General features: G+C 41.2%; 19 protein-coding genes. 6 read left to right on the forward strand and 13 right to left on the reverse strand.

The features are described 5' to 3' along the window. Window positions 1-128: 128 nt before the first annotated feature. Both ACWATR_RS23200 and ACWATR_RS23205 read left to right on the forward strand, forming a co-directional pair. The gene (locus ACWATR_RS23200; RefSeq protein WP_460337596.1) at window positions 129-995 is read left to right on the forward strand and encodes an SGNH/GDSL hydrolase family protein; all 867 of its coding nucleotides are present in this window, start codon (window positions 129-131) and stop codon (window positions 993-995) included. Between the two features lie 116 nt (window positions 996-1,111). Then, window positions 1,112-2,320 (forward strand): 4-hydroxy-3-methylbut-2-enyl diphosphate reductase, encoded by a 1,209-nt coding sequence (locus ACWATR_RS23205; RefSeq protein WP_460337599.1) that lies wholly within the window; start codon window positions 1,112-1,114, stop codon window positions 2,318-2,320. A gap of 189 nt (window positions 2,321-2,509) precedes the next feature. Here the strand turns inward: ACWATR_RS23205 and pstB are convergent, their stop codons facing one another. The 8 genes from pstB to ACWATR_RS23245 form a co-directional block, all read right to left on the reverse strand. After that, window positions 2,510-3,337: a phosphate ABC transporter ATP-binding protein PstB gene (pstB, locus tag ACWATR_RS23210; protein ID WP_460337602.1), complete on the reverse strand. Its 828-nt coding sequence runs from the start codon at window positions 3,335-3,337 to the stop codon at window positions 2,510-2,512. Between the two features lie 195 nt (window positions 3,338-3,532). Beyond that, window positions 3,533-4,432: a phosphate ABC transporter permease PstA gene (gene pstA, locus ACWATR_RS23215; RefSeq protein WP_460337605.1), complete on the reverse strand. Its 900-nt coding sequence runs from the start codon at window positions 4,430-4,432 to the stop codon at window positions 3,533-3,535. 5 nt (window positions 4,433-4,437) lie between these two features. Continuing rightward, complete coding sequence (gene pstC / locus ACWATR_RS23220; RefSeq protein ID WP_460337608.1) at window positions 4,438-5,379, reverse strand: phosphate ABC transporter permease subunit PstC; 942 nt, start codon at window positions 5,377-5,379, stop codon at window positions 4,438-4,440. A 51-nt stretch (window positions 5,380-5,430) separates the two neighbouring features. After that, the gene (locus tag ACWATR_RS23225; protein WP_460337611.1) at window positions 5,431-6,432 is read right to left on the reverse strand and encodes a PstS family phosphate ABC transporter substrate-binding protein; all 1,002 of its coding nucleotides are present in this window, start codon (window positions 6,430-6,432) and stop codon (window positions 5,431-5,433) included. A 57-nt stretch (window positions 6,433-6,489) separates the two neighbouring features. Next, on the reverse strand, window positions 6,490-7,647 hold the full coding sequence (locus ACWATR_RS23230) for a sulfate ABC transporter substrate-binding protein (RefSeq protein WP_460337614.1): 1,158 nt from the start codon (window positions 7,645-7,647) through the stop codon (window positions 6,490-6,492). A gap of 600 nt (window positions 7,648-8,247) precedes the next feature. Further along, on the reverse strand, window positions 8,248-9,501 hold the full coding sequence (gene sbcD / locus ACWATR_RS23235) for an exonuclease subunit SbcD (protein WP_460337617.1): 1,254 nt from the start codon (window positions 9,499-9,501) through the stop codon (window positions 8,248-8,250). Between the two features lie 376 nt (window positions 9,502-9,877). Next, window positions 9,878-10,603: a phosphoadenosine phosphosulfate reductase gene (gene cysH / locus ACWATR_RS23240; RefSeq protein ID WP_460337620.1), complete on the reverse strand. Its 726-nt coding sequence runs from the start codon at window positions 10,601-10,603 to the stop codon at window positions 9,878-9,880. A 772-nt stretch (window positions 10,604-11,375) separates the two neighbouring features. Beyond that, on the reverse strand, window positions 11,376-12,965 hold the full coding sequence (locus ACWATR_RS23245) for a DHA2 family efflux MFS transporter permease subunit (protein ID WP_460337623.1): 1,590 nt from the start codon (window positions 12,963-12,965) through the stop codon (window positions 11,376-11,378). Window positions 12,966-13,292: 327 nt separating this feature from the next. On the opposite strand from ACWATR_RS23245, the gene ACWATR_RS23250 reads away from it, so the two are divergent. Beyond that, complete coding sequence (locus tag ACWATR_RS23250) at window positions 13,293-13,883, forward strand: TetR/AcrR family transcriptional regulator (RefSeq protein ID WP_460337625.1); 591 nt, start codon at window positions 13,293-13,295, stop codon at window positions 13,881-13,883. Between the two features lie 142 nt (window positions 13,884-14,025). Here the strand turns inward: ACWATR_RS23250 and patD are convergent, their stop codons facing one another. Continuing rightward, window positions 14,026-14,379 carry a heterocyst frequency control protein PatD gene (patD, locus tag ACWATR_RS23255; RefSeq protein WP_460337628.1) on the reverse strand — a complete coding sequence of 118 codons (354 nt, stop codon included), beginning with the start codon at window positions 14,377-14,379 and terminating at the stop codon, window positions 14,026-14,028. A gap of 295 nt (window positions 14,380-14,674) precedes the next feature. Between patD and ACWATR_RS23260 the strand changes: the two genes are divergently transcribed. Next, entirely contained in the window at window positions 14,675-16,945 is a 2,271-nt protein-coding gene (locus tag ACWATR_RS23260; protein WP_460337631.1) for a RelA/SpoT family protein, read from the forward strand. A gap of 18 nt (window positions 16,946-16,963) precedes the next feature. Here ACWATR_RS23260 and ACWATR_RS23265 read toward each other — a convergent pair whose 3' ends face one another. After that, the gene (locus ACWATR_RS23265) at window positions 16,964-17,143 is read right to left on the reverse strand and encodes a hypothetical protein (RefSeq protein WP_460337634.1); all 180 of its coding nucleotides are present in this window, start codon (window positions 17,141-17,143) and stop codon (window positions 16,964-16,966) included. A 199-nt stretch (window positions 17,144-17,342) separates the two neighbouring features. Here ACWATR_RS23265 and ACWATR_RS23270 point away from each other — a divergent pair, with 199 nt between their 5' ends. Further along, complete coding sequence (locus ACWATR_RS23270) at window positions 17,343-18,695, forward strand: N-6 DNA methylase (RefSeq protein ID WP_460337637.1); 1,353 nt, start codon at window positions 17,343-17,345, stop codon at window positions 18,693-18,695. Between the two features lie 140 nt (window positions 18,696-18,835). On the opposite strand, the gene ACWATR_RS23275 is transcribed toward ACWATR_RS23270, so the two are convergent. The 3 genes from ACWATR_RS23275 to ACWATR_RS23285 all read right to left on the reverse strand — a co-directional run bounded on the left by ACWATR_RS23275 (window position 18,836) and on the right by ACWATR_RS23285 (window position 22,706). Continuing rightward, window positions 18,836-19,876, reverse strand: coding sequence for a hemolysin family protein (locus tag ACWATR_RS23275; RefSeq protein ID WP_460337640.1), 1,041 nt, complete (start codon window positions 19,874-19,876; stop codon window positions 18,836-18,838). Between the two features lie 204 nt (window positions 19,877-20,080). Further along, complete coding sequence (locus tag ACWATR_RS23280) at window positions 20,081-21,634, reverse strand: cation:proton antiporter (RefSeq protein ID WP_460340622.1); 1,554 nt, start codon at window positions 21,632-21,634, stop codon at window positions 20,081-20,083. Window positions 21,635-21,704: 70 nt separating this feature from the next. Next, the gene (locus tag ACWATR_RS23285) at window positions 21,705-22,706 is read right to left on the reverse strand and encodes a DUF389 domain-containing protein (protein WP_460337643.1); all 1,002 of its coding nucleotides are present in this window, start codon (window positions 22,704-22,706) and stop codon (window positions 21,705-21,707) included. A gap of 192 nt (window positions 22,707-22,898) precedes the next feature. Between ACWATR_RS23285 and ACWATR_RS23290 the strand changes: the two genes are divergently transcribed. Then, the gene (locus ACWATR_RS23290; RefSeq protein WP_460337646.1) at window positions 22,899-24,464 is read left to right on the forward strand and encodes a cation:proton antiporter; all 1,566 of its coding nucleotides are present in this window, start codon (window positions 22,899-22,901) and stop codon (window positions 24,462-24,464) included. Window positions 24,465-24,570 lie beyond the last annotated feature (106 nt).

Raw genomic sequence — 24,570 nt, forward strand, 5'->3', positions numbered from 1 at the left:
AATCCCCAGTCCCCAGTCCCCAGTCCCCAGTCCCCAGTCCCCAATCCCCAATCCCCACTTTAAGAGTGTGTCATTTGCGATCGCTAGCGTTAAAATTTGATTCAAATAATTGGTAAATTTCGCTAGTTGTGTCTACATCTCTTAAAACCTTTCCTATCTGGGCATTTTTCTCGCTGTTAACCAACGGCATCCTAATGTTGGCGGTCATCCTGCTAATTTGGCAACAGCAGAGATTGTCCGCTTTTTTTGGGATAGTAACATCCCCAGAACCAATCAACCTGAACAACTCACCCCAAATTACTACACCTGATTTGGGTCGCCGTCACCAACTCAGTTATCAAGAGTGGGTAGACATCCTCAAGCAAGAAGCCAAGGTCGCTGCTGACCAACGTCCTCCCGATTTAACTATCCTGGCGGGAGATTCTCTGAGTTTGTGGTTTCCCCCTGAGTTATTACCCGAAGGTAAAAATTGGCTCAATCAAGGAATTTCTGGCGAAACCAGCAATGGACTCTTGAAAAGATTGAAGATATTTGACCGCACCCAGCCAGAGGTGATTTTTGTGATGATTGGCATTAATGACCTAATTCGGGGGATGAGCGACAGGGTAATTTTAGATAATCAACGGCAAATTATCAGTTACCTGCAAAAGACTCATCCCACAGCGCAAATTGTTGTCCAATCGATTTTGCCACATGGAGCAGAGGACGCAACTTGGCAAGGACGAGAAAAACTTCTGGCTGTTGCCAATAGTCGCATTCTCAAGTTGAATCAGCAATTGCAAAGCATATCTACCAAAAAAGGTGTCAAATTTCTCGATTTATACCCGCTGTTTACCAACAAGCAAGGAAATCTCCGCAGGGAATTTACTACCGATGGCTTACACTTAAGTCCTGAAGGCTATATAGTTTGGCGTTCTGCATTGCAGATTTATAGCGATATCGAATTAAAACCCCAGCAAGAAAAAGAGGGGAAAAGGTTAAAGGATAAAGGGTAAAGGCATTAAATCATTTTCCCTTTCCCGCTCTTTGATAATATCTTTGAATACAACTGTGTATAAATCGCGTCTGGGCGCGAGAAAATAAGAAATAGTGGTTTAAGTAGACAAATCTAATGGATACAAAAGCTTTTAAGCGCAGCCTCCAACATTCAGAAAATTACAATCGCAAGGGTTTTGGTCATCAAGCAGAAGTTGCTACCCAGTTGCAATCTGAGTATCAGAGTAACTTGATTCAGGAAATTCGCGATCGCAATTACATCCTGCAACGAGGCGATGTCACAATCCGACTAGCACAAGCCTTTGGCTTTTGCTGGGGTGTAGAACGAGCTGTAGCTATGGCCTATGAAACCCGTCAGCACTTCCCCAAAGAACACATCTGGATTACTAACGAAATTATCCACAACCCTTCTGTAAATCAGCGAATGCAGGAGATGGAAGTAGAATTTATCCCTATTGAAGGCAAGAATAAAGACTTTTCGGTTGTGGGAACTGGCGATGTAGTCATATTACCCGCCTTTGGGGCTAGCGTTCAAGAAATGCAGATACTTCACGATAAAGGCTGCAAAATTGTTGATACAACTTGCCCTTGGGTCTCTAAAGTTTGGAATACAGTAGAAAAGCACAAAAAAATCGACTATACATCAATAATTCACGGTAAATATAAGCACGAAGAAACAGTTGCAACTAGTTCTTTTGCTGGCAAGTATTTAATCGTGTTGAATTTGCAAGAAGCAGGTTATGTTGCTGACTATATTATTAATGGTGGCAACCGAGAAGAATTTCTGACAAAATTTGCTAAAGCTTGTTCAGCCGGATTTGACCCCGATCAAGATTTAGAAAGAGTTGGTATTGCTAACCAAACTACGATGCTGAAAGGCGAAACTGAGCAAATCGGCAAGCTTTTTGAGCGGACTATGTTGCAAAAGTATGGCCCCACTGAGTTAAATCAGCATTTCCAAAGCTTCAATACTATTTGTGATGCCACTCAAGAACGGCAAGATGCAATGTTGGAGTTAGTGGAACATAACTTAGATTTGATGGTAGTAATTGGTGGGTTTAATTCATCCAATACTACTCAATTGCAACAAATTGCTTTTGAACGGGGAATTCCTTCTTATCATATTGATACTGTTGAACGGATTAAATCAGGAGATTCCATAGAACATCGGCAATTAAATGGGCAGTTAATAACTACAGAAAGCTGGTTGCCGGATGGAAAAATTGTTGTGGGAGTTACTTCTGGTGCTTCTACGCCAGATAAGGTAGTCGAAGATGTGATTGAGAAGATTTTTGCTTTGAAAGCAACAGCAGCGCTGGTTTAAGGGTGATCAATTATCAAGTAATCAAGTTCGTAGTAAAGACTTTAGTCCTTATTTTTTAAGCACTAAAGTCCTTACTTGAAAAGATTTTTTAAAGGGACATTGAGTTTACTAAATTTAAATCAAAGGGAAAAGGAATAATAGTCACTCACTAGCTGAACTTGCCTTTTCCCCTTCCCCTGTGATGTCTCTTTAACCAAAGCGTCCACTGATGTAATCTTCAGCTTCTTTTGTTTGAGGTGAACTGAACATTTGGGCTGTAGGATTAAACTCAACTAATTTACCACGACGTTTACCCTGCTCGTCAATTTCTGTATTGAAGAAAGCAGTGAAATCTGCGACTCTAGAAGCTTGCTGCATATTGTGTGTCACCATAATGATGGTGTATTGCTCCTTGAGTTCTAAGCAGAGTTCTTCCACTTGGCGGCTAGAAATCGGGTCGAGAGCAGAACATGGTTCATCCATCAATAATACATCTGGCTTCATCGCGATCGCACGGGCTATACAAAGTCGTTGCTGTTGTCCGCCAGATAATGCAGTTCCCTTATCTTTGAGCTTGTCTTTAACTTCATCCCAGATAGCAGCGCGTCTGAGGGAATCTTCCACCAATTCATCAACGTTACCTTTGTAACCGTTAGCAAGCGGTGCAAAGGCAATATTTTCATATATTGACTTGGGGAAAGGATTCGGTCTTTGAAAAACCATTCCGATTTGGCGGCGTAATTTGACCGAATTTATCTTAGGATCATAAATGTTGCGATCGCGATAATTCAGTCTACCCTCTACCTTAGCTCCAGGGATTAAATCATTCATCCGGTTGAAGCAACGCAATAAGGTACTTTTACCACATCCTGAAGGGCCAATAAAAGCAATAATTTGTTTATCAGGAATCTTTAGATAGACATCTAAAAGTGCCAAAAATCCCCCATAGAAAACCTTCACACCTTCAACATTAAAAACGCTATTACCTTGTTCGATTGTGGCACTATCTGCTTTACTTCTACTATTGCTATAAGTCATTTTTCTATTCTCCAAATGTCTGTGAATGTATTAAATTAGATATTTAATTACCTAAACACGATGTGCAACTTATTTTTAAAACCCCGCTTCCATTCCTCTTCCCGAAACCGGGAGAGGCTTTAAGTCTTGCTCCCCTTCCCTACAAGGGAAGGGGTTGGGGGTTAGATTTGAGAGAAAGTTGCATACTGTGTTTACCTAACGGATTGAAAAACGTTGCCGGATATAAATTGCTACACCATTCAAAGCTAAAATCAACAGTAACAACGCAATAATTGTCGCTGCTGCTGCACTAGCAAAACCCGGTTCAGGACGAGTGATGTAACTGTAAATTTGAATGGGTAATGCCATAAATCTCTGGAACAAACCAGGGTCAAAGGTGAGAAAACCTACAGCACCGACAACAATTAGAGATGCTGCATCACCAATAGCACGAGATACAGAGATAATCACCCCTGTCAAAATACCAGGAACAGCATAAGGTATGACATGACTGCTAATAGTTTTCCATTTGGTTACACCTAAGCCGTAAGAAGCATTTCTCAAAGAATCCGGGACGGCGCGAATTGCTTCTCTAGAGGTGACAATAATAACTGGTAAAGACAACAAAGATAAAGTCAATGCACCAGAAATCAAAGCGGGGCCAAACCCAAGCAAATAATTGAAAACTCCTAAACCCAGCAATCCATAGACGATAGAAGGTACACCCGCCAGATTACTGATATTAATCTCAATAATCGCTGTCCACCAAGCTTTGGGTGCATACTCTTCGAGATATAAAGCTGCTCCTACACCAATTGGGACAGTTACAAAAATCACAACAAGTCCCAACAAAATGCTGCTAACAATAGCAGGACGGATACCACCTTGGTCAGGAAAACGAGAAGGGGTATCTGTGAGAAATCCTGGGGACAAAAATCTACCTAATCCGTCTCCCAAAATATCAAAAAGGAGCAAAGCTAGGACAAATATCCCAATCATTAAACCGAATAAGAAAATTACTTCAAATACTTTTCCTAAGCTCTCTCTTTGGTCAACATTATCAGTAAATTCTGCCCCAGCTGTAAAGGAATCATCTTCTTGATAACTCGTAGTCATATTTATTATTCGTATTTTTCCTTGTAACGATTAGCAATCCAGTAACTAACAATATTCAAAGATAGGGTAATCACAAATAAAACCGCACCTACAGCATATAAAGTCTTGAAATTGAGACTTCCACGCGGACTATCTCCGCCAGAAATTTGTGCCATATAAGCTGTCATTGTTGCGATTGATTCTGCAAAACTAATAGTCAGCTTTGGCTGTAATCCAGCGGCGATGAGGACAGTCATTGTTTCACCCACAGCGCGAGAAATACCCAAAATAATCGAAGCGATAATTCCCGAAAGTGCGGCTGGTAAGACTACTTTAAAAATAGTTTCTAGTTTAGTTATACCTAAAGCGTAAGCTCCTTCGCGCAAAGAACGTGGAACTGATTTAATAGCATCTAAGCTAATAGAACCAACGGTGGGAGTAATCATAATTCCCATCATTACCCCTGCACTCAAGGAATTGAATATTTCTAAAGGGATAATATGCCGCAGCAATGGTGTCAGAAACAATAGTGCAAAGTAACCATATACTACAGTTGGAATTCCTGCTAAAAGTTCCACGGCTGGGCGTAAAACTGCTGCTACTTTGGGTTGAGCATATTCACTCAAGTAAATTGCAGAACATAAACCCAAAGGAATCGCAACTGACATAGCAATAGCTGTAGTTAAGAAAGTGCCATTAATTAAAGGCCAAATGCCAAAATGCCTCTCTGCAAATAGAGGTGTCCATTTAGTATCAAGAAAGAATTGAGCAAAGGAAACTTCTTGGAAAAAACCAAATGTCTCCTGAAAAATAATTATGACAATACCAAAGGTAGTCAAAACAGAAACTAAAGCGCAAGCAAATAAAATCGCTCCCACAATTCTTTCTGATATATCTTCAGATATATCTTTGTCTAGTGATTGTCTAGGTAATAAATAAGGATCGTTTTGAGAAGTGAAATTTTGCATAAACAGTTAAGTCTTAACTACAAATCAAGTTACATCTGAATGGGTATTTGTCTAAAGAAAGTTTGTAATTGGTTCACTGGGTTTGGCTTTTTGAAATTTTGTGCCAGTTTCACCAGTAGCAAATTTTTGTTTTACCTTGACGTAAGCTTCATCAGGTAGTGCTACATATCCAGCACCATCTACCCACTTCCAAGAATTTTCTAGATAAAAATCTACAAATTCTTTGACTGCTGGCTTGTTATCTAAAGATATCTTGCTGACATATATGAACAGGGGACGAGACAAAGGTGTATAGGTGTTTTTGAGGACATTATCCAACGGAACTGGTTTTTTGCATTCTCCTTTGAGATTTTCGATAGCAACTAAATTGAGTTTTTCTTGGTTTTGAATGTAGTAAGATATCCCTACATAAGCCAATGCTGATTCATCTCCAGAAACACCTTGCACTAGCAGATTTTGATTATGACTAGGAGTGTAGTCGGTGCGGCCATTTTTGGCTTTGCCAGTAACAGCTTGAGTTAAATAATCAAAAGTTCCTGTATCAGAAGCCGGAGCATAAAGTTTCAGTGGTAGCTTAGGAAATTTAGGATTAACTTGATTCCAAGTCAAGATTTTGCCGTCTGATTTAGCACTCCAAATTGTGTTCATTTCCTTAATGGTTAGACATTTAGCAAAGTCGTTTTTACGATTTGCAATTACAGCTACGCCGTCTAAACCTATAGGTAACTCTATAAACTCAATATTCTTACTTTTACATTTTTTTATTTCTTCATTTCTGATGGTACGAGAAGCGCCAACAATATCAATATCACCATTACAAAACTTACTGAAACCGCCACCAGTACCACTGGAAGCAACACTAACTTTTGCGTCAGATTGAACCTTTTGATATTCTTCTGCAACTGCTAAAGAAATAGGAAAACCTACTGCCGCACCATCAATACTCACTTGACTTTTCAATTCTTGTCCACCGTTACAAGCAGTGATGCTACTGGCAATAACCATTAAAGATGTGAAAAAAACGCTATCTTTAAATCGGCGATGAAAGCTCATAAATTATCAATTGTGATAAAGTGACTATACAAATAATGCTGCATGAAAAAGTCAAGTTCATGCTTTGCTAGCAGCTTGAACTTTGTCAAAAATTGCCCCATTTTCAAAAAACTTTTTCTGGATAAGCTCCCAACCACCTAAATCTTGAGAGGTAAATAAAGTTTGAATTGGCGGTTGTTTTGAGGCTACTTCTTGGGTGACAGTGGGGTTAACAGGACGATATTGTAATTTAGCAAATTCCCGTTGAGCTTCTGTGGAGTAAAGAAAATTCACAAATGCTTGTGCAACTTCTCTTGTACCGTGTTTATCAACGTTTTTATCAACTAGAGCTACAGGATTATCGATGGAAATATTAACTTGAGGTACAATATAAGGCAGTTTTAGTCCACCTATTTGTGCCAAAATTACTTCATTTTCGTAGTTAATTAAGACATCTCCCTCACCTTTTTGGAAGAATGAATCACTAGCTTCACGGGCATCTTTTGTCAATACCGGGATATTCTTATAAACTTTGGTGACATAATCTAATGCTGCGGTTTCGTCACCACCCGTTAAACTCACAGAACTCCAGAAAGCCAAGAATTCCCAGATAGCAATACCAGAAGTTTTTGGGTTAGCTGCAATTATTTTCACATTATCTTTTGCTAAGTCTGCCCAAGTCTGAATGTTTTTGGGATTACCTTCACGAGTGACGATCGCAGCTACAGATTTACTGACAATACCATTTCTCGGATATCTGGTTTCCCAACCTGATTTAATCAAATCGGCTTGCTGAATTTTGATCACATCTAGGGGAAGTGCCAAATGTACTATATCTGCTTCTTGCGAACCGTCAATGACTGTAGCCGCTTGAGCACCAGAACCCCCATAAGTCGCCTCAATCCTGACGTTTTGGTTGTGTTCTTTCTTCCAGCTTTCGACAAATTTGGGAATTATCTGGTCATGTGCAGCTTTGGTGACAGAGAAAGAAGCGAGTTTGATATTAACATCATTTTTGCTAGCTGAACTACTTTCAGAGCAGGAGGCAACAGCTATACTCAAAAAAATACTTATTAAAAATAGACTTACAAAGCTTTGTACAGTGTGTCTATTCAACCAACTTCTAATTGTGTGTTGATAGCAGAATTTTATAGTCCGCAAGGCTTTTATGGCATAAGCCTGTATCCCTTCACTTAGGAATTTACTTAATTGTGTTGGTTGTTGCGACTTGCTCATCAGAATTTACCCCTAAATCTACGGTATTTCTAGATGTATACCGTAATTAAAAGAATTATAGGGTATATAGAATAATATTCATCATCTGGATTAAATTTTTTTTACTAGGTGAGCAATTTGTCATCAAAAGTCTGATTTACTAAGGAATTTCAAGAAATGGGTTTTTTCTGCTGCAAAGGGAGACAATCTGATTGCATACATAAGATTTCCTCAAAAATATGTGATAAATAATACAAAATAATAGTGTAAACTCGAATTTTTTTAGCCAATAAAGCTTTTTTTAAAACAAAGTAGCTGCACGACAGCATCTTGAGTATCATATTTTGCGATCGCACTCATCACCGAATTACAAGTATGATGTTAATTGCAATGCGATAGCTCCTATTGCAACTATCTATTATCTGTGCGTAATATCTAACTCTTAAAAGCATCAATTCTTACAACAATTCTCTAAATTCTTCACGAGTTATTTGGCAATCGCGTAGTATTTGTGCCAGTTATACTAAATTCTCTCATTATTGAAAGAGCGATCGCTCCTACTGTGAGAAAATATAATCAAGCGATCGCTTTTAAAACATCAAAAGATAATTAGCATTTATCCTACTCATTAGTTGCTGCTTCCAGCCAAACTTCCACTTCATCCGCTAGTAACTTCTGCGCTGCATCCATCATTGATGTTGCAATATCTTTGAGGTCTTCGCGGTTGTTCAAGTAAGTTTTTAACGCTTCCATTGGGTCAATACTGCTACTCGCACTCAATTCAGGAATTCGGGGTCTGGCTAATTGACTCACTAATTCTGCTTGAATTGTGTAGGTATGAGCGGGACTTAAAGCAGTATGTAGAGAGGAACTGTCAATTAAATCCATCTGTTCAGAGCGGAGTTTATAAATTAGCCGCACTACAGCATCTTGAATATCATACTTGGCGATCGCTTTCATTAACACCGCTTGCGGATCATCTGCTTTCGAGATATCCACCTCAACGGTGTGGAAAGTCCGAACTGTTAAGGGACAAAACTCCCACTTAGCGCTTCCCCGCTCCAGTTCCAACATTACATAGCCTTTGTCTTCTTTTTCTTCACTAAAATCTACCCGTTCAATACTCCCTGGATAAATCACCGGTGGGTTGTTAGATTTATTCAGATTTTGATGGCGGTGGACATGTCCTAACGCTACATAATCAAAACAAGGTCGTGTCAACAAAGATAGGGGTAGAGTAAAGCCTTTACCAACTGCCAAAAATCGTTCTGCGCCCAAGGTTGCATTGTCAGCCATCAAGTGAGCCAAAAGGACAGTTGGCACATCGGGGTCAAGACGGCGAACCTCCCCTTCTAAAACAACTCGCAGACGTTCCGTTAATAGTTGGTTGACTTCCGCCAAAGACAAACCTTCAGTCTCTTGGCGAGTCATCAAAGTTGAACGGGTTAACCAAGGCAGGGTGATTACTTGCACTTTGCCATTACGGGTTTGGATGCAGTGAGTAGTTAATGTATCACCAACAACAAACCCTGGCACTCCCAAAGTGCGATAAATATTTAAACTCGCCCCTCCCTGTCCTTGGGAATGTTGGTCGTGATTGCCTACCAACAATACTGTTGGAATATTGGCATCCATAAGACGGCGAAACTGGTTGGCAAAAGCATGTTGTACATAAGGCGGTGGTGTCGCATCCGGGAAAGCATCACCACCAAATATCACCATATCAACTGCATCTGTCAGCGCTCGGTCAATACATATAGACAAGGTGTTGACAAAATCCTCTAATCGTGTATTTAATCCAGTCACCGGATTAATTCGTCCGTGGGAGAAGCCGCTTCCCATGTGGATATCGGAGAGGTGGAGGATCTTAATCATATTTGTCCTTTGTTCTTAGTCATTTGTCCTTTGTCTAATACTAATGACAAATGACTATAGCGGTTCTCGTTTCTATGTAATACATTTTGACCTCTCTCCAAACCTCTCTCCTAAAAGGAGAGAGGCTTTGAGTTTATCTTACTCCTCAACGCTACAAGGGAAGAGGCTGGGGGTTAGGTCTGTATTCCATGCAATTGAGAACCGCTATAAATAATACCAATTCAATTAATGATTGCAACACATGCTTGGGTAAAGACGCGATTCATCGCGTCTCTACAAATGGTCTATTTGTCGCATTCTTTTTTCAAATTGGTATAAGTCCTTAGTCCTTTGTCTAAATACTAATGACCAATGACAAATGACAAATGACAAATGACTAAATATGAATTCCACATTCTGTTTTATCGCTTCCCCGCCAGCGTCCGGCGCGTTCGTCTTCGCCTTCGGCTACTTTGGTGGTGATGGGTTGGTCGCCAATGCTGGGATAACCTTGGTCGTGGAGGGGGTTGTAGATGACTCCATGTTCAGCCACGTAAAGCCAGCTTTCTTTGCGTGTCCAGGTAGCTATAGGATTTACTTTCAGGCGACCTTTACCATCAAATTCAAATATGGGCATATTCGCACGGGTTACTGCTTGGTCACGGCGGCGTCCGGTAATCCAAGCGACGCTGTTGAGTTCGTCCAGACCCCGTAGCAGTGGTTCAATTTTGGTAATGTGGTGGAATTTGGCAATATCCTTGTCCCAGAGTTTGTCGCCGTATTTGGCTTCAAAGGCTTCGCGGGTGTCTACATCTGGAGTTTTGAAAGTTTGCAAATCCAGGTTGTAGATTTGTATAGCTTTGGCTACTAATTCTAGGCTTTCAGGGAAGTGGTGCAAGGTGTCGAGGAAGATCACAGGAACGGGATGCTTCAGTTCACTATAAAGAATATGGGTAATTATCATGTCATCCACGTTAAAGGCGCTTGTTTGCACCAGTCCCGTTGGGATATTTTCTATAGACCATGCCAGTATCTCTTTGGGAGTGGCAGTTTCAAATTGCTCATTTAATTTTTCTAGGTCAAAAGCGATCGCTTGGTTTCTAGATTCCGTGGATGCTGTCATGATAATCTTCTATTCAAATATTTTTACCTTGATTAAGATTTATTTTATCTTATCAAGGCACGTATTCCGCTCGGAGTTCAGGTATTTATTCTGTTCGGAAATTACTACGTTGTGGAACTGGAGAATGGGAAGTCGGCAGACCAGAAGAACAAATCATTAAAAGTAAAAATTGATACTTAAGTTCAAAAATAAGTATTTACTAAGAAATTTTACGGTAATTTAAGTTTTACAATGGTTTTATAGATATTTATACTGATTTTGATATGGTTAAGGGACTATTAATAAAAGGGATTTTACTTAAGTGAACAATACAAAATTCAGCAATCCATTAGGCCAATCTATAATTATGGGCGCTTTAATGATGTTAACAAGCGTTGGCATCATCACAATAATGAACTTTTTCTAGATCAAAATTTCTAATTTTAGCAATAAGACTTCACATAGTCCCGTTCAAAACTGAGTGGGACTTTTACTTTTTTATCCAGATAAATCAGTGTGTATTAACTTTCTTCTGTGACTTTCGGCAGAGAATAATTCTGAAGCCGTGTTTTTACGTAGTTTTGCTGGGCTACGAGATCCCCGACTTCTTCAAGAAGTCGGGGATCTGACCACCGCTAACCACTCATAACTAACGATACAGAATACTAGTAGTCTGTCAAGCAAAGTTTGCTGGGTGAGGGCTGGGGAAAGGGTAAAGGTTAAAGGGTAAGGGATTTAAACCTTTCCCCTTTACCCCTTACCCTTTACCCAGCAAAGTTCCTTTGACGGACTACTAGTGAGCAACTGGCGCTTTTACTCCTGCACCACCTTTACCCAAGAATAGCAACAGAGGTAATGAGCAAAGGAAGGCCACGCCTACCACTCGAAAGCAATCTGCGTAAGATAAAACAGCAGCTTGGGTATCTACTGTTTGACTTAATAAAGCTAGTGCTTGTTGTTGAGCCGTTGTCGCATCCATACCTTGACCTTGCAGTGCCCCATTGAGCGCATCGAGGCGCTGATTGGTTTCCGGATCATAAGGACTAAGTTTTGCTAACAGGATGTCTCGATGAAAAGCTTGTCGTCGGTCAAGCAGAGTGGTGAGTAGGGCAATGCCAATGCTACCACCCAGTTGTCGAGTGAGATTGTAGAAACCAGAGCCGGCAGAAATATCTTGTTTGGGTAGTCCCCCTAATGTTGCCAGACTTAAGGGAAGAAACATCAACACAGTAAAAGCCCCACGCCATACCAATGGCCAAAATAAATCATCTATGCCGGTTTGTGGGGTAATTTCTGCTAGTTGAAACATGACTCCAGATGTTCCCACAGCACCCATTGCAATTAAAATTCGGGCATCAATTTTGGTGGACAGTTTGCCTAATAGAACCATGACGATCGCAGATGCTAAAGCCCCAGGTGCTAACAATAGTCCTGTCTGCGTTGCTGTAAAGTGCAGCACACTCTGAGCGAAAATCGGTACAGCAAAAAGTGCGCCATAAAGTCCCATTCCAACCACGGCTGATAACACACTTCCAGCAGCTAAAGAACGGTGACGTAAAACTCTCAAGTCAACGGCAGGATGGTCTATTTTCAACTCGTACCAAATAAATAATCCCAATCCGATAATACTGGCGATCGCTAACGTGGTGATGAAACCGGAGGAAAACCAGTCTTCTTTCTCTCCTTCCTCTAACAAAGTTTGCATACAGCCAATAGCGATAACTAAAAACCCAATCCCGAACCAATCGACAGCTTGGCTTTGTGTCTCGCTTTTGTCTTTATCTTTGGGCAAAAATACCAATGACATCGCCACTGCAACGATCCCGAAGGGAATATTAACAAAGAAAATCCACCGCCAGCCCAAACCATCTACCAAAAATCCCCCTAAAGTCGGGCCGATGGCTGGCCCAGCAATTACACCCACTCCAAAAACTGCTTGTGCTAAACCTTGTTCAGCAGGTGGAAAAGTCTCGAACAAAATCGCTTGGGCTTTAGCTAGCAACCCTCCACCACACAAACCTTGAAGAATTCGAGAAAAAACTAGCATCGGCAGATTAAATGCCAACCCGCATAAAACCGAGGCCAGGGTAAAGCCAATCAACGAGAAGATAAAGTAGGTTTTGCGTCCAAAGTAATCTCCCAGCCATGCAGATAAGGGAATTAAGACGACATTTGCGATCGCATATCCAGTTACTACCCAGCCAACCTCACTGACAGTTGCACCCAAACTAGCCTGTATATCTGTTAGAGCAACGTTAACAATACTGGTATCAATTACTTCTAAGATCGCACCAAGGGAAGCCGTAAAAGCGATCGCCCACTTCAATGGCCCGTGGACATAACCAAATTGATCAAAACTAGAACGTTTAATGTTGGTAGCCATCAATAATACTAATTTGTAATTAAGAAGCCCAGATGAAATCCAACTTTCTTTTCGATAATTGGTATCAGAGCGATCGCAAAGCTAAAACTAGGCACTTCATCTATACGATACGGTAGCGTATCATATAGAAAAGGTCAAGGAAAGCAGCAGCGATCCCACTCCCTAGTACCGCAAGGCGTAATTCGTAATTCGTAATTCGTAATTCGTAATTCGTAATTCGTAATTAATTGTTTGCAAGGGTTTCAGACATTTAAAATGGGTGGCTTATTTACGCCGTGCTGTACTAGTCCCTAATCTCTAGTCCCTAATCCCTACTCCCCATTCCCTATGTCAAGTTCTTCTGGACGCCCACGTAGCATCCACGCCGACCAAGCCATTCTCCAAGCAACCCTAGATTTGCTTGCAGAGGTAGGATATGAAAGCATGAGTATAGAAGCGATCGCTTCCCGTGCTGGAGTTGGTAAAACGACCATCTATCGGCGTTACACTTCCAAAGAAGAATTAGTTGCAGATGCGATCGAAAGTTTGAGAGATGATTTAGTGATCCCCGATACTGATAGCTTTTGGGGAGATATGGATATCCTGATTAATAATGCCGCCAAAAAAATAGATAGTCCCCTTGGTCGTCAGACACTTGCGCTGATAATTAGTACAGCGTCTAGCAATCCTCAGTTTGCAGAGGTTTACTGGACAAAATATACAAAACTCCGACGTGAAGCCTTTTCTAAAATACTTGAGCGTGCCAAGTCTAGAGGCGAAATTCACAAAGATGCAGACGTAGAACTAATTATCGACCTTGTAAGCGGGTCACTATATTATGCACTGATCTTCAAACCCACAACCGAGCCAGTAGAAGCATACATGCGCCGCACCATGAATCTTCTTATGAAGGGAGTAGGGAGTAGAGAGACGGAATAACCAATGCCCAATGCCCCATTCCCCATTCCCCATTCCCCATTCCCCATTCCCCATGCCCAATTCCAACTTGTTAGCAAAATAACTTTTCACTATAGGTCATAAATGAGATGATGGAGAAATTAGAGAAAAAGGTGAACAATTGTTATTTTTCTCCTTCCGCTTCTGGTTGCAGAATGGCATCACAGTATTGAATGAGGGTTGTCAAGCGATCGCAAATCGTCTGAAGTCTCGTTTGTGCAGTAGATGCTTGCCGCGCTCCTTGGAAAAACATTACATCTATTTCCAACAAGCGCAATTGCTTGCTCATCTCCGTTTGATAAGACTGCACTCGCCAGTTTTCATCAGCCAAAGGCACAATCTCTTGTCCAAAAAAATGCTGCAACGAGGCTATACGCTGTCGCAGTTCAGGCGCAACTATTTGGGTAGTTGTGGCATCGGAGCGTAATTGCTCTAGCAAGGTTACGAGTGCCAGATATTTCTCACGGTTTAAAGACATCCAGTGCTAGTTAAGATAGTATTAATGTCAAGTAATTTTTCTTCTACAATAAACTTTCTTAAGTACTTATCAGCACTAAAAGCCTCAAATCATGGTTTGAGGCTTTGTTTGCCATCAATGGATTTTCAAGTTTATGATCCTTGAAACCCGCAGTGGATGACTACCGTCTGCAATTGGAGAATCATCCTTACACTGTTTTTTCTACCCTTCTCTGGGCGACAGCATCTTCTTAGAGCGATGCTGCCAGTTTTATTTATCATTCAGTTATCTACCGATCCTATCCAAACCCAATTGTATGAGCAGTCTAGCTATAAATTCATCAGTTGATCTCGCCATTCCGGAATGGTTAAAAAAATGTTTGAAGGAGTCATCCACAACTAGCGGTGTAGGGGAAGATGACCGAAGGCATAGCGATACAGTCTTGATTGGTCGCGCATTTGAATTTGCTTACCAATTGCATCAAGGTCAATACCGCAAATCTGGAGAACCATACATTGCCCATCCCGTTGCTGTAGCCGACTTGCTGCGTGACTTGGGAGGTAGTGCTGCTATGATAGCAGCTGGATTTCTCCATGATGTCGTTGAAGATACAGAAGTTACAAGTCAAGAAATAGAAGAACGCTTTGGCCCAGAAGTGCGGCAATTGGTCGAAGGTGTCACCAAGCTTTCTAAAATCAATTTCACCAGCAAAACCGAAAGCCAAGCCGAAAACTTCCGGCGGATGTTTTTGGCAATGGCGCAAGATATTCGGGTAATTGTGGTGAAATTGGCAGATCGTTTGCATAATATGCGAACTTTACAATATATGTCAGAGGCCAGCCGTCGCCGCAGTGCCCAGGAAACGCGAGATATATTCGCGCCCTTAGCCAATCGCTTGGGGATTTGGCGAATTAAATGGGAACTGGAAGATTTGGCTTTTAAATATTTGGAACCAGAAGCTTTCCGCCAAATGCAGGAGCATGTTTCCGAAAAACGGACGGCGCGAGAAGAGAAATTGGCTAGAGCTACGAACATGTTGCAAGAGCGTTTGCAGCAAGCCGGAATCCAGTTTCAGGATATCAGCGGTCGTCCCAAACACCTTTATAGCATTTACCAAAAAATGCACCGCCAGCAAAAGGAATTTCATGAAATTTACGATTTGGCGGCGCTGCGGATTATTGTTCAAACTAATGAGGAATGCTATCGGGCGTTGGCGGTGGTTCATGATGCTTTTCGCCCAATTCCTGGGAGATTTAAAGACTACATTGGACTACCAAAGCCTAACCGCTACCAGTCGTTACATACTGGGGTGATTGGACTAACTGGCCGTCCTTTAGAGGTGCAAATTCGGACAATCGAAATGCATCATATCGCCGAGTATGGGATTGCCGCCCATTGGAAGTATAAAGAAACCGGTGGTTCTAGTATTAGCCATTTAACAACGACAGATGACAAGTTTACTTGGCTACGGCAACTGCTGGAATGGCAAACCGATCTCAAGGATGCCCAAGAATATCTTGATAGCGTCAAAGATAATCTATTTGAAGATGATGTCTATGTCTTCACCCCTAAGGGGGATGTTGTTCCTTTAAGTCCTGGTGCTACCACTGTAGATTTTGCTTATCGCATTCATACAGAAGTGGGGAACCACTGTTCAGGGGCACGGGTGAATGGGCGAATGGTGCCACTGTCAACGCGGCTGCAAAATGGCGATATTGTCGAGGTTTTAACCCAAAAGAACTGCCATCCGAGTTTAGATTGGTTGAACTTTGTCAGAACTTCGGCAGCGAAATATCGGATAAAACAATGGTACAAGCGATCGCGCCGGGAAGAAAATGTTGCCCGTGGACGGGAGTTGTTAGAAAAGGAACTTGGTAAAACTGGTTTTGATAGTTTGCTGAAGTCGGATGCGATGCAGATTGTTGCTGAAAAGTGTAACTACCATAGCGTGGAAGATTTACTTGCCGGTTTAGGTTACGGAGAAATTACGTTGAACCTAGTGCTAAATCGTTGGCGAGAAGTAGCGAAGGGACAACAACCAGCTTCCACTGTGTCGCCATTTATCCCCAAAGAACCAGCGACATCAAAAGCTTTGCGAGATGCACCTCCAACTACCTCACGCTCCACAGATTCGCCAATTTTTGGGGTGGAAGGTTTGGTATATTATTTAGCTGGATGTTGTACCCCGATTCCTGGCGAACCAATTATTGGTGTGGTGACGCGAGGTAGGGGCATTTCAATTCATCGCCAAGGCTGCCATAATTTGGAGACTGTGGAGTATGAGCGCTTAGTACCAGTTAGGTGGAACCCAGGCGCCGAAAATAGTGGTCGTCCGCATACATACCCCGTAGATGTTCAAATTGAAGCTCTTGACCGCGTAGGGGTGCTAAAGGATATTTTGTCACGCTTGAGTGACCAAGGGATTAATGTTCGCCATGCTCAGGTGAAAACCTCTGCTGGTCAACCTGCATTGATCGACTTAGGAATAGATATACGCGATCGCTCTCAACTAGAGCAAGTGTTCATCCAAATTAAAAAAATGAGCGACATTTTGAATATCCGCCGCGTTGGTCAAATTGACGAGTAAGTACCCCAGTAGGGTGCGTTAACGCAGTGTAACGCACCAGTTCATACCAATCTGAAAAAAAATGCGACAAATAGACCATCTTGTAGAGACGCGATGAATCGCGTCTTTACCCAAGGATGTGTTGCAACCATTAATTGAATTGGTATTAGGATCATGATTGAGCGATCGCTTCGCAAAATAGGTGATGGTTACACACATAATACGACAACTCAATACAATTAAAATTGTGATTGTATTTATATAGATATATTTTGCAGAGAAGCGATTAATCGTGTCTCTTAGTTTTTACGGACACCCCAAAACTAGTTTGATTTTTATTCGTTAGATATTCTGAGGTTTTTAAGTGATGTAGCAGCTAACTTTGACATACTTTAAATTTATGAAAGTTTGATAAAGTATGTCGAAACTTCTGGTTAGTCAATATCACACAGAAGTAGAAAGAATTATTCAATACGGCGGTTCACGTAAAGAAACATCGATTCGGGTTGCATTTCAAAACTTAGTCAATGAATATTGCAAACCTAGAGAATTTAGACTTATTCCCGAACTAGATTACAAAACACCTAGCGGCAAACTTGTTTATCCAGATGGCACTGTTAAAGATGCTTTGCGTTTGGATTGGGGCTACTGGGAAAGCAAAGATGAATATGATAATTTAGATCAAGAAATTGAGAAAAAGCTCATAAAAGGCTACCCAAGTAGCAACATCCTATTCGAGGACTCCCAAACAGCAGTTTTAATTCAGGGTGGACAAGAAACCATGCGCGTCCCGATGAAAGATGCTGACGCGCTAGATGGGATAATTACATATTTTATAAATTATGTTCGCCCAGAAGTTAAAGATTTTCGTGAGGCGATTGAAACTTTTAAAGAAGACTTACCGACTGTTTTAAATGCATTGCGTGACTTAATTGATAGTCAAATCGAAACAAACGCAGCTTTTAAAATAGCAAGGGCTAAATTTTGGGGTATCTGCAAAGAATCAATTAATCCTGAAGTTACTTTGCTGGATGTTAGAGAAATGATGATTCAGCATATTTTAACTGAAGATATCTTTATCAGCATCTTTAATGAATCTCAGTTTCATCGAGAAAATAATATTGCTCGTGAATTAAAAGGGGTGATAGATACCTTTTTTTCTGGTAGTACTAAAAAGAATACTCTTGGTACTATTGAGCGTTACTATGGTGTCATTAGAAGAACTGCGGCGAATATTTACAATCATCATGAAAAGCAGAAGTTTTTAAAAGTGCTTTATGAGAACTTCTATAAAGCATATAATCCGAAAGCGGCTGACAGGCTAGGAATTGTCTATACGCCGAATGAAGTTGTGCGCTTCATGATTGAAAGTGTAGATTATTTAGTTCACAAAAACTTTGGAAAATTGTTAGCTGATAAAGATGTCGAAATTTTAGATCCGGCTACAGGAACAGGCACTTTTATTACTGAATTAATTGATTATTTGCCTAAAAATACTCTGGAATATAAATACAAGAATGAAATTCATTGTAATGAAGTAGCAATTTTACCTTATTATATTGCTAACTTAAATATTGAATACACCTATAAGCAAAAAATGGGTGAATATCAAGAGTTTGAAAATATTTGTTTTGTCGATACATTGGAACATACATCATTTGCAGGAAAGCAAATGAGTTTGCTTTCGCTACTGTCAGCATGGAAACAATGCAGATTATTTATCATATTCAGGCTGCTCAGAATTATAGCCATTTTCAATCTGGTGAGGTAAAAGTATGCAAATAGACCTAACCCCCTAACCCCCTTCCCGAACCAGGAAGGGGGAAAAATTCAAAGCCTCTCTCCTTTTAGGAGAGAGGTTTGGAGAGAGGTCAAAATTGTACCTCACGCTTGTCGAGAACCGCTATAAGGTTAATTGTTAATATTCATAGACTGCAACATTTTTTCTCGCTTCTTGCGGGCAATTTCTTGTAAATCAACAGTTCTATCAGTTTCATCTACAATTTCACCAGTTATCACTTCAAGCACATCTTCCAAAGTGATGACACCAGCGATGCTTCCATATTCGTCTACCACTACTGCAAGATGTTCACGAGCTTCTATGAAGTTTTTCAACAGTTTATCTGCCCTAATTATCTCAGGGACAAAGTTAACTTTTCTAGTCAGACTAGAAATCTTTTGATTGTTACTTCCTTCAACCATTGCTGTCAGTAATTTCTGTTTTAAAGCATATCCAATGACTTCATCAAGAGATCCATCTATTACAATAATCCTGGTGTGTTGAGACGCAATAATGTTGGCTTTCGCTTCAGCAAGAGTCATATCCCCGTAGATATATGTCAGCATGATTCGGGGTGTCATTAAATCAGATGCAGCCACATCATTTAATCTAAACACCCGCTGAATCATTTCTGCTTCCTCACTTTCGATAATTCCCTCTTGATGCCCAATCTTCGCCAACAGCTTTATTTCAGCCTCATTGGTGGTTGGTCGTTTTTGCCCTTTAGAAAAAGGTGCAGTAACATTTTCTAGAATCCAAACTAAGGGTGTGAAAGCAATAGCAAGTCCAGCTACAGGTATAGCCGCAAGTATAGCGATTTGTTCAGAATAACGCTCTCCAATTGTCTTTGGGATGATTTCACCAAAGATGATAATCAAGAATGTTAATACTCCTGAAAATACACCAAGCCATCTATCTCCTAATACTTGAGTAGCAATATTACCTGTGAGAATACTGCCAATGATATTGAAAGTATTGTTGAGGATTACAATAGCGGCAATAGGTCGATTCATGTTTTCACGAATCGCTAAAAGTGTTACTACTGAACGGTTATTTGATTGTGCTAATTGTCTGACTCTTAGGGTCGAAACAGAGAACAGGGCGGTTTCTACACTAGAACAAAGCGCTGAACCCAAAAGAACAACAAACACAATGATTACAAGCTGTAGCATATAGTTTCCCAAGCATGGGAAGCGAAAGTTGAGCTTAACTGATAGCCAAAGGAGTTGCTATCTTGTTATCTTCTGAGTTTACCGCTTTCCTAGTTTACAGCAATTTTCAGGTAATTGAACCACAAAGAAAGGTAAGCTAAACCGATAGTGATTGTTAGATTCAATGCCAGTATCTTACTCAATAAATTATATTACTGAAGATCCTTAATCATCTTCTAATTTCAGTAATTGTTCATCAAGAGTTTGTATCCGCCCACGCACAATTTCTTCTGAGAGAATTCGCTTCCGCATTGCCTCATTGAGTGCTCCTTTTTCTGCCAAGAGTAAACGTCGGCGAATGGCTTCCAGTTTACTGCTTTTGCCACTTCTACCTTCCACCTCATCAGGGCGACGATTATATAGTTCCCGCAGTGTTTTTTCTGCACTGGCAATTCGCACCTGATAAGCTGAACGCATCTCTTCATAAACGGCTTTTGGTAACACCCCTGATTTCAACAAACTATCTAATTCATCTTGTGCTGCTTTACCCGTCATCAACTGGGCTTGCAATTCTTCAACCTGTTGTTGAGCTTCTGAAAATTTAGATAATTTTAAGCGTTTTACCACCCAAGGCAAACTTAAACCTTGTCCAACTAACGACACCAGTACACTACCAAAAACTAAAGCGATGAGGACATCTCGCCCTGGTAGTGTTGGAGGTAAACTCAACGCCAGAGCCATTGAGAGCGAACCTTTGATGTTACCTAAAAAGAGTAGATGTTGCCAGCGCAATGGAATTGGACGGTCAATCAAACGAATCCCTGCTAGTAGAGGATAGACTGTAAGAACTCGCCCAATTTGATAAGCCAAAACTGCAAGTAGAATTGCAGGTAAAGTTTTCCAGAGCGTTACCAAGTCTATTTCTACACCAATCAACAAAAAAATAAAGGTGTTGACGGTAAAACTGGCATATTCCCAGAAACTTAACAAGGTGATGCGATTAGAAGCAGAAGTATTGCCAGAAAGCCCTAAATTCCCGAAAATTAATCCAGCTACAACTACGGACACAGCACCTGATACGCCGAGAAATTGCCCAACCTGAAAAGTTCCTAATGCAACTGCAACTGTCAACAGAAGACTGCTAAGAGCATCATCTAAACGGGCGAATATAGGTATACTCAAGTAGCCCAAGACTAACCCCACAACACATCCCCCTAGAGAGATAAATAGCAGTTGTTGGATTCCCTCTATAAATGTGAGTGAGCCTGTTGAATATACTTGCAAAATCAAGTTGAAGGAAACTAGGGCAGCTGCATCATTGAATAGAGTTTCTCCTTCAACGATAGTGGAAAGCCTTGAGGGAACTGGTATCTCCTTAAATACAGCAATCATTGAAACTGTATCAGTGTTTGCCAGAATTACTCCGACAAATAACGCAGGTATCCAATCCAGTCCCAGCCCAAATTTTAAGAGGACGGCAATAATAGCGCTAGAAAGCACAGCCCCTGGCCCAGCTAGCAGGGCAATTGGTTTAAAGGTGCTGCGTAGGCGGCTGACATCTGTATTAATACCAGCCTCAAAAATGAGAATTGGCAAGAAAAGATTCAAAACTAGGGTTGGATTTAAACCAATTGGTCGAGACAATAGCTCAGTAATGGGCAAACCTGCTAATACTAAACCTGTAACGTAAGGGATTCCCAACCGCCGGGATAGCAGAGCTACACATGTAGCAAGGAGCAAGAGAATAATTGAAACTTTGACTAATTCGGTAACATCCACTATTGCATCTTGGAAAGTTAGTTTGACTTGACTGATAGATTCTCTCCTCATTCATGCCAAATTAGCAAGTTCAGCGTGTGGGTTCAGAACGTCGAATTTCCTCCACTTGACCAACTTCAAAAATGAGAGTGAATGGTTGCCCCATCTCTCGTTCGATAAATTCTTCTAATAACTCTACTTGCCGGGGTGTGACAGGTTCCCTTGCGCGGACACTCAAACGGACTTCTGGGGGATTTGTCAACCAATTGGTATTGCTATTGAGCAACTGCAAGCGTCCAAAGGTGACAGTTCGATTTAACAACGCTCGTCGTAGACTATTTTCTAGTTGTGCCTGTCGTACAAGTCGGGCAAAGCTAACTCCCAAGGGAATTACCAAAATAGCCGTCAAAGCCATAGTCCAAATTAGGGGTTGACGGGCCCGCGCCATTGAAGTGTAACCTACTGCCACGAATGTCACCATACAGGAGAGGGCGATACCTAGCAAGTTGGTGAGATAAAGGAGAGTTGCCCCGAAACTCAGTGACCAATTTCCCTGTGCCAAACCTAAGCCAATGACACAGATGGGAGGCATGAGGGCAACAGCGATCGCAGTTCCCGCTAAACTAGTAGAGATTTTCGTCTCAACTTTTGCGTAGCCACTGATACCGCCAGCCGCTACTGCAATTCCCAAATCTAATAATGTTGGTCTTGATCTAGCCAGGATCTCGCTACCATATCTCGGCAATCCCACCAGCCAACCAAGACTAAAGGCGATCGCTACTGCTAATATAGTCCCCACTGCTACAGCAATTATTCCTTTGCGGAATAATGTAATATCTGCTTGCAAAGCACCAAAAGCTAACCCGCGAATCGGCAACATCAGAGGGGCAATAATCATCGCGCCAATAATCACGGCCGCACTATTAGACAATAAACCTAAAGTAGCGATCGCACAGGAGCTAATAATCAAAATTATGTAAGCTGAGTCTAGAGTCGATTCTGCCAGCAACTCTGTTTGTAGCTGTTGGAGTTGTTCTGGCTGCGAACCCCGGCGGCGGAAATTTTTAAAGCGGTCTCGAATGTTATTACCCAAGACCTTCCTCCTAAATGTTCGGTTAACTGTAAAATCTTCATTCTCTGCTAATTAAAGTCTTACATTGAATTGGTGTCATCTGAAAATAGTCATATCTAAGTCTGCCAGACATACAGAATTCACAGCTTTATTCTGACTCCTGACTCCTGAATTCTGTTTCGATAAATGCAAAATTATACCAGGAATTTACTTATGGTACTTGAATCCGCGATCGCTGAGGAAGTGATTACAAACAATCTCAAGCAGTTTTTGCTGGTACTTTCGGTATCTTTAGGTGTGGCAACACTACCGCAGATATTTAGCTGGTTTCGCAATATCCCTTATACCTTACTACTGGTGATTGTCGGGTTAGGTTTGGCGTTGGTGGATGTCCGTTTAGTAACCCTTTCCCCCGAATTAATTTTGTTCATTTTTTTACCACCGCTGCTATTTGAAGCCGCATGGAATTTGAAATGGTCAGAACTGAAGCGAGATTTAGTGCCAATTTGCCTGTATGCAGTGTTCGGGGTGTTAATTGCGATCGCTGGGGTAGCGATCGCTCTCAATCAATTCGTTGGTATTTCCCTAACTACAGCTTTACTCATTGCAGCCAGCCTATCTGCCACTGACCCGGTTTCTGTCACCGCTTTGTTCCGCCAACTCGGCGTAGGTAGTCGTCTTACCACCTTAATGGAAGGCGAAAGCCTATTCAATGATGGTATGGCTGTAGTTGCCTTTAGTTTTTTGGTGGCCTTATCTTTGGGAACTGTGGAATTGGAATTCCAGCCAATTTTATTGCAGTTATTTACAGTTGTTGGCATTGGTGTAGGGGTAGGAGCTTTCATTGGATTCGGGATTTCCTACCTCACCCAGCGCTTCGATTTGCCTTTAGTGGAGCAATCCTTAACCCTAGTTTCCGCCTACGGCACTTACCTAATTATCGAAGACTTGGGTGGTTCTGGGGTAATTGGAGTTGTCACCACAGGTTTGATTTTAGGCAACTTTGGCTCTCGTATCGGCATGAATCCCCGCACTCGGATTATTGTCTCCGAATTTTGGGAATTTTTGGCGTTCTTTGTTAACTCGATTGTCTTCTTGCTAATTGGCGACCAAATACGCTTTGCTAGTTTAGGCGAAAACCTGCAAATCATAATGTTGACAGTGGTAGCAATGATTTTGATGCGAGCAGTTGCTATTTTGATTCTCACCAGATTTAGTACTAGCATTACCAAATCGGACATTTCGTTACCAGAACAAACTATCCTCTGGTGGGGAGGATTACGCGGTTCCGTCTCCATTGCCTTGGCATTGAGTGTACCAGTAACATTACCAGAGCGAGAAAAAATCATTGCAACGGTATTTGGAGTAGTTTTATTTACTCTACTTGTCCAAGGATTAACCATCAAACCATTGCTAGAGAAACTCAATTTGCTAGGTGATGCACCCTTACGTGAGCAATATTTAGAATTCGTTGCCCGTCATGTTGCCTTAGAACGCGTTCTAGAACATCTCCAGGCAGACAAACGCCCAGGTATTGACCCAGAGTTTCGTCGTTATCAAGAGACACTAATCAAAGGTGAACTTGCAGATTTACGGATAGAAATTGACAAATTACAGGGTGAATATCCCAATCTTCAAAGCTTTACAACAGAGCAATTTCGAGGAGAACTGCTGGCAATTGAGGCAGATACTTATGCAGAATTTGTCAAATCTGGTCGGTTAAATAAAGAATTAGAGTCTATGCTTGAGGGTGTTTTGCCGAATCAAAAAGAAGGGTGATTCTGGAGTAATGAGTAATAAGTAATAAGTAATGAGTAAATACCCATTTTTCATCCACTATGAAACTCATTACTCCTTACTCATTACTTTAAAGCATTGCGTGAAG

The sequence above is a fragment of the Nostoc sp. UIC 10890 genome (assembly GCF_054786515.1).

Bases quoted from the DNA above. Each gene is read 5' to 3' on its own strand.
- cysH (WP_460337620.1), bottom strand. From the start codon at position 10,603: ATGACAGCATCCACGGAATCTAGAAACCAAGCGATCGCTTTTGACCTA.
- ACWATR_RS23275 (WP_460337640.1), bottom strand. From the start codon at position 19,876: ATGCTACAGCTTGTAATCATTGTGTTTGTTGTTCTTTTGGGTTCAGCG.
- ACWATR_RS23290 (WP_460337646.1), top strand. From the start codon at position 22,899: ATGGTACTTGAATCCGCGATCGCTGAGGAAGTGATTACAAACAATCTC.
- pstA (WP_460337605.1), bottom strand. From the start codon at position 4,432: ATGACTACGAGTTATCAAGAAGATGATTCCTTTACAGCTGGGGCAGAA.
- sbcD (WP_460337617.1), bottom strand. From the start codon at position 9,501: ATGATTAAGATCCTCCACCTCTCCGATATCCACATGGGAAGCGGCTTC.
- ACWATR_RS23260 (WP_460337631.1), top strand. From the start codon at position 14,675: ATGAGCAGTCTAGCTATAAATTCATCAGTTGATCTCGCCATTCCGGAA.
- pstC (WP_460337608.1), bottom strand. From the start codon at position 5,379: ATGCAAAATTTCACTTCTCAAAACGATCCTTATTTATTACCTAGACAA.
- ACWATR_RS23245 (WP_460337623.1), bottom strand. From the start codon at position 12,965: ATGGCTACCAACATTAAACGTTCTAGTTTTGATCAATTTGGTTATGTC.
- ACWATR_RS23230 (WP_460337614.1), bottom strand. From the start codon at position 7,647: ATGAGCAAGTCGCAACAACCAACACAATTAAGTAAATTCCTAAGTGAA.
- ACWATR_RS23225 (WP_460337611.1), bottom strand. From the start codon at position 6,432: ATGAGCTTTCATCGCCGATTTAAAGATAGCGTTTTTTTCACATCTTTA.
- ACWATR_RS23250 (WP_460337625.1), top strand. From the start codon at position 13,293: ATGTCAAGTTCTTCTGGACGCCCACGTAGCATCCACGCCGACCAAGCC.
- patD (WP_460337628.1), bottom strand. From the start codon at position 14,379: ATGTCTTTAAACCGTGAGAAATATCTGGCACTCGTAACCTTGCTAGAG.
- ACWATR_RS23205 (WP_460337599.1), top strand. From the start codon at position 1,112: ATGGATACAAAAGCTTTTAAGCGCAGCCTCCAACATTCAGAAAATTAC.
- ACWATR_RS23270 (WP_460337637.1), top strand. From the start codon at position 17,343: ATGTCGAAACTTCTGGTTAGTCAATATCACACAGAAGTAGAAAGAATT.
- ACWATR_RS23265 (WP_460337634.1), bottom strand. From the start codon at position 17,143: ATGTGTGTAACCATCACCTATTTTGCGAAGCGATCGCTCAATCATGAT.
- pstB (WP_460337602.1), bottom strand. From the start codon at position 3,337: ATGACTTATAGCAATAGTAGAAGTAAAGCAGATAGTGCCACAATCGAA.